The 12,307-nt window shown below is 65.9% G+C and carries 13 protein-coding genes and 1 pseudogene; 6 read left to right on the forward strand and 8 right to left on the reverse strand.

Features of this window, described 5'->3' with window-relative positions; all coding sequences use genetic code 11:
* The first annotated feature begins 35 nt into the window (after positions 1-35).
* A complete protein-coding gene (locus tag ACREEF_RS06325) occupies positions 36-1,844 on the forward strand; it encodes a response regulator (RefSeq protein WP_431564750.1) in 1,809 nt (602 codons plus the stop codon).
* An 89-nt stretch (positions 1,845-1,933) separates the two neighbouring features.
* Here the strand turns inward: ACREEF_RS06325 and ACREEF_RS06330 are convergent, their stop codons facing one another.
* The 5 genes from ACREEF_RS06330 to ACREEF_RS06350 all read right to left on the reverse strand — a co-directional run bounded on the left by ACREEF_RS06330 (position 1,934) and on the right by ACREEF_RS06350 (position 4,752).
* A complete protein-coding gene (locus ACREEF_RS06330) occupies positions 1,934-2,077 on the reverse strand; it encodes a hypothetical protein (RefSeq protein WP_431564751.1) in 144 nt (47 codons plus the stop codon).
* A gap of 62 nt (positions 2,078-2,139) precedes the next feature.
* Positions 2,140-2,373, reverse strand: a complete 234-nt coding sequence (locus ACREEF_RS06335) for a helix-turn-helix domain-containing protein (RefSeq protein ID WP_431564752.1) — start codon at positions 2,371-2,373, stop codon at positions 2,140-2,142.
* Entirely contained in the window at positions 2,373-2,762 is a 390-nt protein-coding gene (locus ACREEF_RS06340) for a DUF2975 domain-containing protein (RefSeq protein ID WP_431564753.1), read from the reverse strand. The genes ACREEF_RS06335 and ACREEF_RS06340 overlap by 1 nt, the downstream gene beginning before the upstream one ends.
* A gap of 375 nt (positions 2,763-3,137) precedes the next feature.
* The gene (locus ACREEF_RS06345) at positions 3,138-4,364 is read right to left on the reverse strand and encodes an IucA/IucC family C-terminal-domain containing protein (protein ID WP_431564754.1); all 1,227 of its coding nucleotides are present in this window, start codon (positions 4,362-4,364) and stop codon (positions 3,138-3,140) included.
* Positions 4,365-4,584: 220 nt separating this feature from the next.
* On the reverse strand, positions 4,585-4,752 hold the full coding sequence (locus ACREEF_RS06350) for a hypothetical protein (RefSeq protein WP_431564755.1): 168 nt from the start codon (positions 4,750-4,752) through the stop codon (positions 4,585-4,587).
* A gap of 483 nt (positions 4,753-5,235) precedes the next feature.
* On the opposite strand from ACREEF_RS06350, the gene ACREEF_RS06355 reads away from it, so the two are divergent.
* Positions 5,236-5,517, forward strand: coding sequence for a DUF7662 domain-containing protein (locus ACREEF_RS06355; protein ID WP_431564756.1), 282 nt, complete (start codon positions 5,236-5,238; stop codon positions 5,515-5,517).
* Positions 5,518-5,877: 360 nt separating this feature from the next.
* On the opposite strand, the gene cueR is transcribed toward ACREEF_RS06355, so the two are convergent.
* Positions 5,878-6,279 carry a Cu(I)-responsive transcriptional regulator gene (cueR, locus tag ACREEF_RS06360; protein ID WP_431564757.1) on the reverse strand — a complete coding sequence of 134 codons (402 nt, stop codon included), beginning with the start codon at positions 6,277-6,279 and terminating at the stop codon, positions 5,878-5,880.
* 379 nt (positions 6,280-6,658) lie between these two features.
* Here cueR and ACREEF_RS06365 point away from each other — a divergent pair, with 379 nt between their 5' ends.
* Positions 6,659-9,013, forward strand: coding sequence for a heavy metal translocating P-type ATPase (locus tag ACREEF_RS06365; RefSeq protein WP_431564758.1), 2,355 nt, complete (start codon positions 6,659-6,661; stop codon positions 9,011-9,013).
* A gap of 67 nt (positions 9,014-9,080) precedes the next feature.
* Entirely contained in the window at positions 9,081-9,704 is a 624-nt protein-coding gene (locus ACREEF_RS06370) for a hypothetical protein (RefSeq protein ID WP_431564759.1), read from the forward strand.
* A 109-nt stretch (positions 9,705-9,813) separates the two neighbouring features.
* On the opposite strand, the gene petA is transcribed toward ACREEF_RS06370, so the two are convergent.
* Positions 9,814-10,350 carry a ubiquinol-cytochrome c reductase iron-sulfur subunit gene (gene petA, locus ACREEF_RS06375; protein ID WP_431564760.1) on the reverse strand — a complete coding sequence of 179 codons (537 nt, stop codon included), beginning with the start codon at positions 10,348-10,350 and terminating at the stop codon, positions 9,814-9,816.
* 634 nt (positions 10,351-10,984) lie between these two features.
* Between petA and ACREEF_RS06380 the strand changes: the two are divergent.
* Positions 10,985-11,248: pseudogene (locus ACREEF_RS06380) on the forward strand (Arm DNA-binding domain-containing protein); the annotation flags it as partial.
* 118 nt (positions 11,249-11,366) lie between these two features.
* On the opposite strand, the gene ACREEF_RS06385 reads toward ACREEF_RS06380, so the two are convergent.
* Entirely contained in the window at positions 11,367-11,579 is a 213-nt protein-coding gene (locus tag ACREEF_RS06385) for a hypothetical protein (protein ID WP_431564778.1), read from the reverse strand.
* 492 nt (positions 11,580-12,071) lie between these two features.
* Here ACREEF_RS06385 and ACREEF_RS06390 point away from each other — a divergent pair, with 492 nt between their 5' ends.
* Positions 12,072-12,212: a hypothetical protein gene (locus tag ACREEF_RS06390; protein WP_431564761.1), complete on the forward strand. Its 141-nt coding sequence runs from the start codon at positions 12,072-12,074 to the stop codon at positions 12,210-12,212.
* Positions 12,213-12,307 lie beyond the last annotated feature (95 nt).

Consider the following 12,307-nt stretch of genomic DNA (forward strand, 5'->3'; position numbering starts at 1 on the left):
ACGAACGTGACTACCTAAGCCGCCTGGAGCGGCGCTTGCAGCGTGAGCGCGCGGCCCGCCGGGCCGCCGAGGCCATCGTCGAGGGGAGCACGCGCGAGCTGTTCGTCCATGCCGAGCGGCTGCGTCTGCTGGAGACCATCGCGGGGGCCTGCAACCTGGGCCAGGATCCCGCGGCGGCCTTGAAGATCACTCTTGAACAGGTCTGCGGTTTCACCGGCTGGCCGGTCGGCCATGTCTATATGCGCAAGCGGGGCCGCCGCGCCGTCATGGCGTCAGAGAAGATCTGGTGGGCGCTGGATGGAACCGTCGCCGCCGAGTTCGGCGAGATTTCGGAACGCAGCGCCTTTGCAGCCGGCGTAGGTCTGCCTGGACGGGTCATGGCGGACAAGACCGCCATCTGGGTCACCGACGTCACGGTCGATGATAATTTCCTGCGGGCCGAGGCCGCCAGGCGGTGCGGGCTGCGGGCCGCTTTCGCCTTCCCGGTCTTGGTCGGCGAGGAGGTCGCCGCCGTCCTGGAGTTCTTCTCCTACAAGGTCGTAGAGCCCGACGATTCGATATTGCGGACCATGGCTCAGATCGGCGCCCAACTGGGGCGGGTGATCGAGCGCAGCCGCGCTGAAGCGGAGATCAAGGCTCGCAACGCCAAGCTGGTGCGCGCGGTCAAGGAAGCCGAGGCCCAGCGTATCGCCGCCGAAGCGGCCAGCCGGGCCAAGTCCGCCTTCCTGGCGGTGACCAGCCACGAGGTCCGCACGCCCCTGAACGCCGTCCTCGGCCTGGCCGAGGGTCTGGCGCGGACACCGCTTTCGCCCCAGCAGAAGCCCCTGGTGGACGGGGTTCTGGAATCCGGCGGGATGCTGCTGCGGCTGCTCAACGCCGTCCTGGATCTGGCACAGATCGAGGCCGGCAAGAGGTCGGCCCAGCTCGAGGCCTTCGAATTGCGCAGTGCGATCGACGCCATCGCGCGCGTCTGGAGCCCGCGCGCCAGGGAGATGGGGGTCCATCTGGTCGTCGATCTCAGCGCCCTACCCGACGACTGCACCCTGGTTTCGGACAAGGGCAAGGTCGAGCAGACGATGATCAACCTCCTGTCCAACGCCCTGAAATTCTCGCCCGCCGACAGCCAGGCCCTCCTCGTGGTCGGCGCCCAGCAACGAAAGGGCCGCTATCAGGTTCGCGTCGAGGTCATTGACCAGGGGCCGGGCGTCGCTCCAGCCGACCGCGCCCGGATCTTCCAGGCCTTCGAGCAGTCGGAATCCGGCCGCCAGGTCGGCGGCACGGGGCTGGGCCTCGCCATCTGCGCCGGCAACGTGGCCAGCCTCGACGGGACGATCGGGCACGACCAAGCCGATGACGGCCGCTGCCGTTTCTGGTTCGAATTCCCCGCCGACGCCGCCCAGGCGGCGGGCGCGATCTCGGCGGATGCCCCGTACGAGCCCGCCGCTCGACCGCTGCGCATCCTGGCGGCCGAGGACAACGCCGCCAATCAGCAGGTCCTGCGTGTCCTCCTCGACCCGCTCGGCGTCGACCTGAGCCTGGTCGAGGACGGGCTGGCGGCCGTCGAGGCCATGCAGGAGGGCGCTTTCGACATCATTCTGATGGACGCCAATATGCCGCGCATGGACGGCGTCGCCGCCGTCCGCGCCATTCAGGCGCTCGGCGGCTCAGCGGAAGCCACCCCGAACTTCATGCTGACGGCGAACGTCTTCGATGCGGACATCAGCCGCTATCGCGCGGCTGGAGCCGACGGCGTGTTGAAAAAACCCATCGACGTGAGTGAATTATTCGCTGCGCTTGCCTCTGCGGCTGAGCGGATCGAGCCCCTCGACAGGGCGGTCAGCTAAAGGCGGATACGGTCAAGAACGGGGGGCTGGCCGCGGGACTGCTCTCGGCAGAGGCCGATCCCCAGGCGGCCTTTGTCGTTCTCGCCGCGCTATGCGGTCTCGGCGCGTTGTTGGCCCTGATCGTCTGGCCCGCCCATGACCCGTTGAACCTGTTGCGCCATCACGATGAACTGGAACCGGATCATGAGCACCTCAACGAAGGGATGCGGCCTGACGCGAATGGCGTCGCTCACGCCCACCCTGTCGTGATTGGCGACAATCACCGACGGTGGCCGAAGCGAAGGTAAGTTCCCGGTCAGGCGTCCACGCTGTCGATGTCGGCAGGTTCGTAGTCGTAGTCGAGCAGGTCGCCCGGTGTGCAGTTTAGAGCAGCGCACAGGCGGGTCAGGGTGGAGAAGCGCACGCCCTTCACCTTGCCGGACCGAAAGAGCGACAGCTGAGTTTCGCTGATTCCAATCTGGGTCGAGAGGTCACGCGCCTTCACGCCTCTAGCTGTGATCACGGCGTTCAGCTTGACGCGGACCGGCATCAGGCCATTGCGTCCAGTTCTGTCTGAACATCCACCGCATGCTCGATAAGGGTGGAGACCAGCAGCAGGCCGGCGTCGGCGACGACGAGGGTCAGCCCCGCTGGATCGAAATGGAAATAGCCGCCAAGCCACCGGCTGGCGTTGCTGACGACGAAGACGCTGATGAGGCCGCCTGTAGCGAGGCAGGCGCCCATGCGGCGGAGGCCGACCGCCAACCCGGAAGGAAGCGGCTGCCCTTCGGACGATGGGCCGGCTGCTCGGCCCAGAATGACCAGGGCCGCCAGATAGAAGGCGAAAGGGACGATCGCGACCAGGTCGGCGGCCACGAGCCGCAGATGATGCGGATCGGCGTCGGCGGGCCAGGCGGCGAAAGGCGCGACCAGATACATCAGGCCTAGAACCCCGCCGACCGCCGCCGCCATGCCGTAGCAGAGACGCTGTAGGGCCCAGGCGACGCCGGTCGAACTTGAGGCGGGCAGGCGGACGCATGTGAACCTCCATTTAGAGGCGTGCGCTTGCCAGGATACTAATGAGGAGCGGTCGCCGCGAAGAGCGGCTGCAGCCGCAAGGTTCGCCGATGCGCAAACGCCACGCTGTGGCCGAGAAGGTCTTGGGGCGGCCGATCTCAAGGCGCATCCTGTCGACGACCGCAGCGGCCTCTATGCGCTCAAGCGGCGGCCTGCGGACAGGCTTCGCGGTCGGAGGGATCTCGACGGACCTAGGTAATTGCACCTATCTGACGATCGTGCGCAGGCCGTCCAGGGCTATCGCCATTCGGGCGTCTGTTTCATATCGACGAGAGTGAATTCACGCCCGATCTGCGGTTCGTTCGAGAAGTAGAACATTGTCGCGGGAGGAAAGAACTGGCCGGATTCGGGGAAGGCCTGGTGGAAGGCCTCACGGACGCGGATTTTGATCGTCTCCTTGTCGATAGGGTAGAAGCGCATGAGCGCGTCCAGCAGGTAGTCGAAGAACTCGTGACCGATGAAGCGGTCGTAGACGAGGCTGTAGCGCTGGTCGGCGGGACGGCCGGTGCTGGCGCCGATTCCCGCGCCGATAAAGGGCGCATCGAGGCCATGACGCCGTCGCACGTCCAGATCGACCCAGACGTCGAAATCACGATGGACGATCCGTCGGGGACGGAAATCCTCATCAATCTCCAGGAGGGTGTTCTGCCCGTGGGACTCCATCAGGATGCCCCGCTCGCGGGCGAGCCTGGTCCAGCACTGGACCAGCGGGATCATGATTTCATTGAGCACGAAGGATTCTGGTTCGGCGCCCAGGCGCTCGATCATCTGGACCACCAGAGGGGGATCATTAGGATGATTGAGGTCGCCTCCGTAGAGAGCGAAGCAGGGAATCAGATGGTGGCGTCCCTGGTGCGGCCGGGGAATGGCCTCCCTCACCAGCAATCCCCATGCGTCTTCGCCTTCGCCGAAAGCCAGGCCGAGCACGTCCGGGAGATAGGCGAACCTGTCCATCCGGACATGAGCGACGTCCCGTGCGAGGGCGACGCTGTTTTCGATGTTCTTGCGTCTGAGCCGCCGGTTGAAGCGTGAGATACGGCGCGGAAGATGGACCTTGATGAAATGAGGCGGAAAGTCCGTCGCATTCTCGAACGCCAATAGCGTCCTGGTGGAGGCGGTGGGAGCGACCCGGATGGGTTCGCCGCGAGGATAGCCTTGCAACTCGTCGAGGTGCTCGATCCCCGAGGCGTTCCATATGTCCGGATGGACGGCGAAGAGCACCCCGTTGGGTCTCAAGTAATAGTCCCGGAGACGCTTTGAGGGATCGGCTTCGAAGACTGACACGCGGGCGTGCGGCGCCCATACGGTGACCAGTTCAAAGGATGGATAGCCGCTTCGGGGCTGGTACCTGGGCGCCACCTCATTCCGCGCCGAATAGGGGCTGTAGGTCTTCGCCCCTTCATCGACATACCGCTCCATATAGAGGAATGCCTCGTATCCTTGCCTGATTGCGTCGAGTTTCAACGGTAGGAATCCCGCGCGGTCCTCGTCGGCCTGGGTCCGGGCAATGTCCAGTCCGCACCCGGCGCGGACCGTCAACGAGCGAGGGCAGGATGCGTTCCTGCAAGGCGGCCTGCCTGTGGGGGCCTGGTCGAAAACGGCCCGCCGGACCGGTCACCCGGTGAGCGCCCGGCCCGGGTTCGTCGCCGCCTTTTCAGGCGACGACGAAGGGGCGGGGCGGGGATCAGACCACGCGCTTCACTTCGGTATAGGCGCCCTCGGTCTTGAGGGTGATGGTGACCGGTTCCCCCGTGCGGTTCCGCCAGAACCAGCCGTGGCTGCCGGTGAAGGCGGCCGTCAGGACGCCTTCTTCACGCTGAGACGAGCCCTTACCGTAGCCGTGGTAAGACACGCCCGGTCGATCGGCGTGGGTGCCCGCCGTAGTGTCGGAGTTGAAGCGGGCGGGGCCTCGACGCTGGACGCTTGACTGGGAGATCCGGCGTCGACCCTGAGGCCGCCCCATAGGCTGCATCCGATCTGCACCCTGGTCGCGGGGCGCCGCGGCTGCGCGGCCAGCGCCGGCACAGCCATCAGAGTCTTTCTGGTCCTGGCGGGTCGGGAGGGGTTTCTCCGGCGAACGACGTGAGAGGAAAGAGGAACCTCGCAGCGGATCGGCGAGTTGAGTTGGGTCCCCTGCTTCGGTCGGGGCGGCGGCCCGGCTTTCTCCGTCCACTGCCCCCCTTTGCGGCGGAACAGTCGGGCCGCCGACAAATCAGGCAGGCGTCGGAACCTCAAAGCCGGACCTTCTCTCCGGGGGCGACCGTCGCTATTGGGGCTCGCTTGTCTTTGGCAGGCGACTTACCCTGCGCCGCGAGAGATGGGAACGGGCCGACACATGGCGAAATATGAGCCTCTTGTTCGATATCTGCGTCGCCAGAAGAGCACCGAAGTCGAACTGAGCTTTCGCGACATCGAACGGATCGTGGGCGGTTTCCTCCCGAAGGCCTCAAACAATCTCCTGTGGTGGCGCGCCGAGGACGCCGCCTCGGCCCAGCCGCAGCAACGCGCCTTTGCCCAGTCGGGATTCTCGCCCCTGCCGGAGCTGCGCGCCGAACGTGTCCGCTTCGTCCGTGCGGCCGTCGCTGCAGCGGCAGGGAACAGCGCGCAGTCGGGCTGATCGGACCGATCAGTCGATAGCGTCGCAGTTGAAATCCGCCGGAGGGCGAAAGGCCGAGGCGGCGAAGGTTTCGGCGATCCAGGCCGCGGTCGCCTGGACGGTCGGCGCCTTTTGCACGCCGGCGTGGATGTCTAGCCAGATCGCCCGCGCCGGCGTCGACCTGAACGAGTTTGTCGTCACGGACCATGAAGAAGGGCAGGGCTGCGACGTCCAGTCCGGCGCGCGCCGCTTGCGATCTGGCTGTGGACGTCGCTGTCGCGCATGGCGACGGGCCGATCACCCCTGTAGCGGGCGAGCAAGGCCTGATGGGCGAGAGGCTTGAGGCTCGGAGGCGGCCGGTGCGAGCGGCGTCTGACGCCGTCAGCTTCCAGGGCGCGCCGCGGCCAGGTCCGCGAGGATTGGGCAATCAGGCCGATCGTCGCCTGCGCAACAACGCGCCAGGGTCTCCAGGGTGTCGGCCATGGCCTGCATTTCGGCGATGCGGGCATATAGGTCGGCGACGCGTTGCTCGGCGACGGCCTTGATCTCCCGGCTGGGCCGCGTCCGGTCGCGCCACAGGGAGAGCAGTATGACGATCTCCTCGACCGAAAAGCCGAGCGTGCGGGCGCGGCGGATGAACCGGAGTTCGTTGATGTCGCGATCGCCGAAGGCGCGATAGTTGCCGCCGGTGCGCTCCGCCGGACGGATCAGCCCCGTGGATTCGTAATAGCGGATCATCTTGGCGGAGACGCCCGTGGCGTGGGAGGCTTGGCCGATATTCACGCTGGAACTCCCGTGGCGCGGTGTTTCACGGTCTGAAGGCCTGAGGATGTTCCGGTTTCGGGTTCGGGGGCGTCTGCTGTCATCGCGCCCATGACGCAGTGGTCGAGGCGATCCTTCAGGACTTCAGTCTTCGACCTGCTGCAAGGCGGCGCGCGCCGCCTGAATCTTGGCCGGTATTTCGATAGAGTAGAGATCATCCATCACCATCCACGTCAGCCGCGAACCTGACTTTCAGCGCCGGTCCGACCATTCAGCAGCTTGGGCTTGTTTCCGACTGCACCATCGGTCCTGACAGAATATTCAGCATACTCTTCCAGTGCGCCTTGAGCCATATCCTGCAAGGGTCTAGGCCGAACAGGCGCCGACACGGAGTGACGCCATGTCCAAGCCCCACGCCTCTCACCGGAGTCAGGCTCGCGGCGGCTCCTCGCAGGACGCCGCCATTGGCGGGGAAGGGGGCGACCCCGTCTGCGGCATGGCCGTCGATCCCGCGACCGCCGGGCATCGCGCCGAGCACGACGGACAGGATTACGTCTTCTGCTCGGCAGGCTGTCGGACCAAGTTCGTCGCTGACCCGGACCGGTATCTAGGCGAAAGACCTCAGACGACACCCGCGGCCGCTGGGACGATCTACACCTGCCCGATGCACCCCGAGGTGCGCCAGGAGGGGCCGGGCGCCTGCCCGATCTGCGGCATGGCGCTGGAGCCGGAGATGGTCAGCGCCGAGGCTCAGCCCAATCTGGAGCTGATCGACTTTACCCGCCGGCTCGAGATCGGCGCCGCCCTGACCTTGCCGGTCGTCGCGCTGGAGATGGGCGGCCATCTCACGGGACTGGCCGATCGGATTTCCGGTCAGACGTCGAACTGGATTCAGATCGTCCTGGCGACGCCCGTGGTGTTGTGGGCCGGCTGGCCGTTCTTCGTGAGCGGCTGGAAGTCGATCCGAAATCGCAGCCTCAACATGTTCACCCTGATCGCCATCGGGGTCGGGGCGGCGTGGATCTACAGTGTCGTCGCGGTGCTGGCGCCGGGCCTGTTTCCCGCAGCGATGCGGCGCATGGACGGCAGCGCGCCGGTCTATTTCGAAGCGGCGGCGGTGATCACGGTTCTCGTGTTGGTGGGTCAGGTTCTGGAGCTGCGAGCGCGCGAACAGACCTCGGGCGCGATCCGGGCCTTGCTCGACCTGACGCCCAGGACGGCCCGCCGGGTTCGCGAGGACGGGGCCGACGAGGATGTAACGCTCGATCTCGTGGCCGTCGGGGACCGCCTGCGGGTTCGGCCCGGCGAAAAGATCCCGGTCGACGGCGAGATCCTCGAAGGACGCGTGGCCCTCGACGAATCCCTCGTGACCGGTGAATCGATGCCGGTGACCAAGGAGGTCGGCGCCAAGGTTATCGCCGGTTCGTTGAACAAGACCGGCTCCTTCCTCATGCGGGCGGACACGGTCGGCGCCGACACCCTTCTGGCCCAGATCGTCCAGATGGTGGCCCAGGCCCAACGCAGCCGGGCGCCCATCCAGCGCCTGGCGGACCGGGTGTCGGGCTGGTTCGTGCCGGCGGTGATCGGGATCGCCGTGGTCGCCGCCCTTGTCTGGGGAGTGATCGGGCCTGACCCGCGCCTGTCCTACGCCCTGGTCGCGGCAGTGTCGGTTCTTATCATCGCCTGTCCCTGCGCGCTGGGTCTGGCCACGCCGATCTCGATCATGGTGGGGGTGGGGCGTGGGGCGCGCGCCGGCGTCCTCATCAAGAACGCTGAAGCGCTGGAGCGGTTCGAGAAGGTGGACACTCTGGTGCTCGACAAGACCGGCACCCTGACTGAAGGGCGGCCGTCGGTCACAGCGATCCGTCCGGCGGACGGTTTCGACGAGGGCGAACTTCTTAGCCTGTCAGCCAGCCTGGAGCGGGGCAGCGAACATCCCCTGGCCGACGCGATCGTGCGCGCGGCGGCGGATCGCAATCTGACCCTTTCCGAAGCCCGTGACTTCGACAGTCCGGTGGGGCGTGGCGTGACCGGCGTCGTCGATCATCGGCGCCTGGTCCTGGGCAATGCTCGCTATCTCAAGGAGGTCGGCGTCGATGTCGCAACCCTCGAGGTCGAGGCCGAAGCGCTGAGAGAGGACGGCGCCACGGCCATCTTTGTCGCGGTCGACGGCGCCGCCGCCGGGGTTCTCGGCATCGCCGACCCGGTGAAGGCCACGACTGTCGAAGCGATCCGTGACCTGAAGGCCGCCGGCCTCCGACTGGTGATGATGACAGGCGACAACCGCACGACCGCCGAAGCTGTCGCGCGGCGGTTGGGAATCGACGACGTCCGGGCCGAGGTGCTGCCGCAGGACAAGGCCTCCGTCGTGGAGCAGCTTCGGGCTGAAGGGCGCGTCGTTGCGATGGCCGGCGATGGGGTCAATGACGCCCCGGCCCTGGCCGCCGCCGATGTCGGCGTCGCCATGGGGGCCGGTTCGGACGTGGCGATCGAGAGCGCCGGGGTCACCCTCCTGGGGGGCGACCTTCAGGGCATCGTGCGGGCTCGACATCTGTCGAAGGCGGTGATGGGCAATATCCGCCAGAACCTGGTGTTCGCGTTCGGCTACAATTCGCTGGGCATCCCCGTGGCGGCGGGCGTCCTTTACCCGGTCTTCGGCCTGATGCTGTCGCCGGCGCTGGCGGCGCTGGCCATGGCGCTATCGTCGGTCAGCGTGATCGGCAACGCGCTGCGCCTCAGGGCGGTCAAGCTCTAGGCACAGGATATGAAATGCCTTGATGGCGGCGCTTCTGATGCCGTGCTGAGAGTTGAGGGAGCGTGGCGTGGCGCGCCGCCATCGGCCGTTTCGCACCCGTCCGAAGAAAATTCAGAACCATCGCTCCCCCGCTGGCGTTGAGTCTGTAGCGCACAGATTAGCGGAGGCGATCATGATTGCCCTTGCCCGTTCTCACATCCCGGTCACGCGGTCCGAATTGCCATGGGCCATCCGTCATGGCGCGATGGCGGGCGTCATCGCGGGTCTCGCCTTCGCCGCGTTCGAAATGGCGGCCAGCGCCGTCATGATGGGCGGGCCGGCGTTCGCCATGCCGTTGCGGATGATCGGCGCGATCGCCATGGGATCGGAAGCCCTCGATCCGGGCTATCCGCTGGCGATGGCGGCCCTGGCGGGCGTCGCCGTGCACATGATGTTGTCGATGATCTATGGCGCGGTCTTCGCGACGCTGGCGGGCGGCCTGCGGTCTGGCCTGGCGATCATCGGTCTGGCGAGCGTCTATGGCCTGGCCCTCTGGCTGATCAACTTCTATCTGATCGCACCAGTGGCCTTCCCCTGGTTCACCGAAGCCAATCCGATGATGCAGTTCGTCGGCCACGTCTTCTTCTTCGGGTCAGTCCTCGGCTACGCCCTCTGGCGTTCGCATGAAGGGCTGCTGCGTCGCGCGCCCTAGCCTGGACAGGTCATGGCGCCGCCATCGAAGGCGCGCCGGGGACGCTTGCGCCGCCGGCCGCCCTTCGCCTGAGCCTGCCGTTCGAACTCTGTGGCGGGGAGCGTCGTTTCTAGCCGAGCTTGACCCGCGTTTCGTTCAGGAAGGTATATTCCAACAGGTGGAGGTTCTGGGGCGCCGGACCCTTCCGGATGCGTCCGGCGGTGTCATAGTGGGAGCCGTGGCAAGGGCAGAACCAGCCGCCATAGTCCCCCGTCCCGAACGTCGGAATACACCCCAGATGGGTGCAGACGCCGACCAGGATCAGCCATTCCGGCTTGCCGGGCTTGTGACGACTGGCGTCCGCCGCGGGGTCGCGCAGGGCGGCGTTGTCGTCGGCGACCGCCTCGACGATTTCCTTGGGGGTGCGGTGGCGGATGAAGACCGGCTTTCCGCGCCATTTGACCACGATCTGTTGGCCGAGCTGGACCTTGCCGTAGTCGACCTCGACCGAGGAGAGGGCCAAGGTGTCGGCCGCCGGGTTCATGGAATCGATCAACGGCCAGAGCGCCATGCCCGCTGCGCCGACTGCGAATGCGCCCGCAGCGATGTGAATGAAGTCGCGGCGATCGACTGCGGGCGTCGACGTCTCGATGTCTTCTGTGAGCATCTCTCTCTGGACTCGTTTCGTTCTATTTTAACCGTCGAGCAGCAACGAGCGTTCCATCCGGGGGCTGAGTGTCTTGGGCGCAGCTATTCGGGGCCTGGATCAGAGGGGGGCGGCGGCTCACCGCCGTTTCTTCCTAGCTGCAGGTGATCGGGCAAAATGGGAGGAAGGAATCAAATGCTCGGGAGCGTGCGGACATGATTGCCGGCCGACCGGGGTTTGAGGTCTGTAGCGGCAATGGGCGCCATGTGCGTCGACTGCAAGCTGGATCTGGCGGAGGTGTGTTCTTCAGTCTTTTTATGGCGTGGCTACGTCGGGCGCCTGAGATGTGTCGCCCGAGGACTCGGGGGGCTCATCGTCCGAAAGCAGTGTTGCAGCGGCTCATTGTGGCGCGCAAGTCGGGTAGAATTGGCTTTGGGCCGAGATTGCGATAGCGAAATCGTGCCTGTGTCGCCGGGGCGCACAGAACGGCTGCACTGCCGTTTCAGGACGTTCCACCTGGTTTCATTTCGACTGGGGCGTCCGGCAAGGGCTGGATCGGCTGGGCCGCCGCCAGCAGGTCTGGCGGCCGGGCGCTACTGGAAGCGCGTGTCAAATGCTATCATGGCGTAGCCGTTGATTTGCGAATGATGAGCGCATGGAGCGCGACGTGGCGGCGGGAAACCTCACGACGGATCGGCGGATCTCGGGCCTGGAGCCGGGGGCGACCGCCTATGAGCGGACGGTCAGCGGGAGCCGCGGATTGGCCGTTCGTGTTTTCCCCAGCGGCTCTAAACAGTTCGAGTATCGGTATGTGACGGCTGGCGGCGTCCGTCGACGTCTTGTGCTCGGCGCCTATCCCGGCCTGACCTTGGCCAAGGCGAGGATCGCCGCGAATTCCCGAATGTCCGTCCTGGAAGGGGCTGATCCTGTGGGGAGAGGGCTCTGGTTCGGGATCGAATGCGGACGGGCGAGACCCTGGACGAATTGGCCGAGGCTTACTGGGCGGCTGCCGCCGTGGGTCTCCATGGAGGTCGCCGTCACCCCAAGCGGGCGTCGATCGCGAGTTCTTCGTGTTCATCAAGGACGCCGGCGGCCTCCATCGCCTCGCGAAGGAATATCAGCAGTTCGGATTGCATGGCTTCAGCGTTGCAATCCGGGTTGGCGGCTTGGAACTGGGCAAGAGCCGTGGCGACGACCTTCACGCGTGTCTGGTCGGACGTGGCTTCGAGGATGTCGGTGGCGGCCGCCATGATTGATCTCCAGGGGGGCCGACATGAAGAAGGGCGCAGATTGGCTCTGCGCATACTCGAAGAATTGGCTCGGCTTGCCACTGGATTGCAAATCGGTGAACAGCGGGGTCGGATCGGGATGGAAGCCGGCCATCAGCGGCACGACGCTGGAGGTCCCGATGTCATAGTTGACCAGGTCTTCGGGCAGAACCGAAACGGCCGCGCGGCCCGTGGTGCCAGGGCAGCGTCCCTGCGAGGACTGGCCCGAGATGGAGGAGGACGACGAACCGGATCGTTCGCGGTTGCTGTAGGCCACGGTCGACTTTTCGCTGAAGGAGGAGCCGCTGTCGCGATCATACTCGGTGACAATCTCGGCCGGTTGGCTGAATTCGGGTGCGATGCACTGCTGTTGATCGCGCCCTCCCAGCGTGGACATCGAGCCTGGGCGTCTTCTCGCGCGATCGCGCAAGAAGCGGTTGACACGACCATCGCGGTCGTGTTTTTGCGCCGCCCATGACGCCACGCGACAGTCATCTGCAGATCCTCGTCAACGCGCTTTCGCGCGTGACGGTCGTGCGCGGTCTCGCGTTCGCCGCCGTCGTGCTCGTCCAGATTATTACCGTGCTTCACAGCGCGGGGTTCGGGTACGTGTAGGTAACAGACAACCACACCATACCCAGGAAGCAAGAACCTGAACCCCGCGCCCGAAAGGACGCGGGGTTTTTCGTTTTTGCGGCCTGGACCTTCCA

The sequence above is a fragment of the Brevundimonas sp. genome (genome assembly GCF_050729455.1).
Lineage (GTDB): Bacteria > Pseudomonadota > Alphaproteobacteria > Caulobacterales > Caulobacteraceae > Brevundimonas.

Coding starts and splice junctions, on each gene's coding strand:
- ACREEF_RS06385 (WP_431564778.1), bottom strand. CDS start 11,579: ATGGCGGCCGCCACCGACATCCTCGAAGCCACGTCCGACCAGACACGC.
- ACREEF_RS06335 (WP_431564752.1), bottom strand. CDS start 2,373: ATGCCGGTCCGCGTCAAGCTGAACGCCGTGATCACAGCTAGAGGCGTG.
- ACREEF_RS06355 (WP_431564756.1), top strand. CDS start 5,236: ATGGCGAAATATGAGCCTCTTGTTCGATATCTGCGTCGCCAGAAGAGC.
- petA (WP_431564760.1), bottom strand. CDS start 10,350: ATGCTCACAGAAGACATCGAGACGTCGACGCCCGCAGTCGATCGCCGC.
- ACREEF_RS06365 (WP_431564758.1), top strand. CDS start 6,659: ATGTCCAAGCCCCACGCCTCTCACCGGAGTCAGGCTCGCGGCGGCTCC.
- ACREEF_RS06340 (WP_431564753.1), bottom strand. CDS start 2,762: ATGTATCTGGTCGCGCCTTTCGCCGCCTGGCCCGCCGACGCCGATCCG.
- ACREEF_RS06390 (WP_431564761.1), top strand. CDS start 12,072: ATGACGCCACGCGACAGTCATCTGCAGATCCTCGTCAACGCGCTTTCG.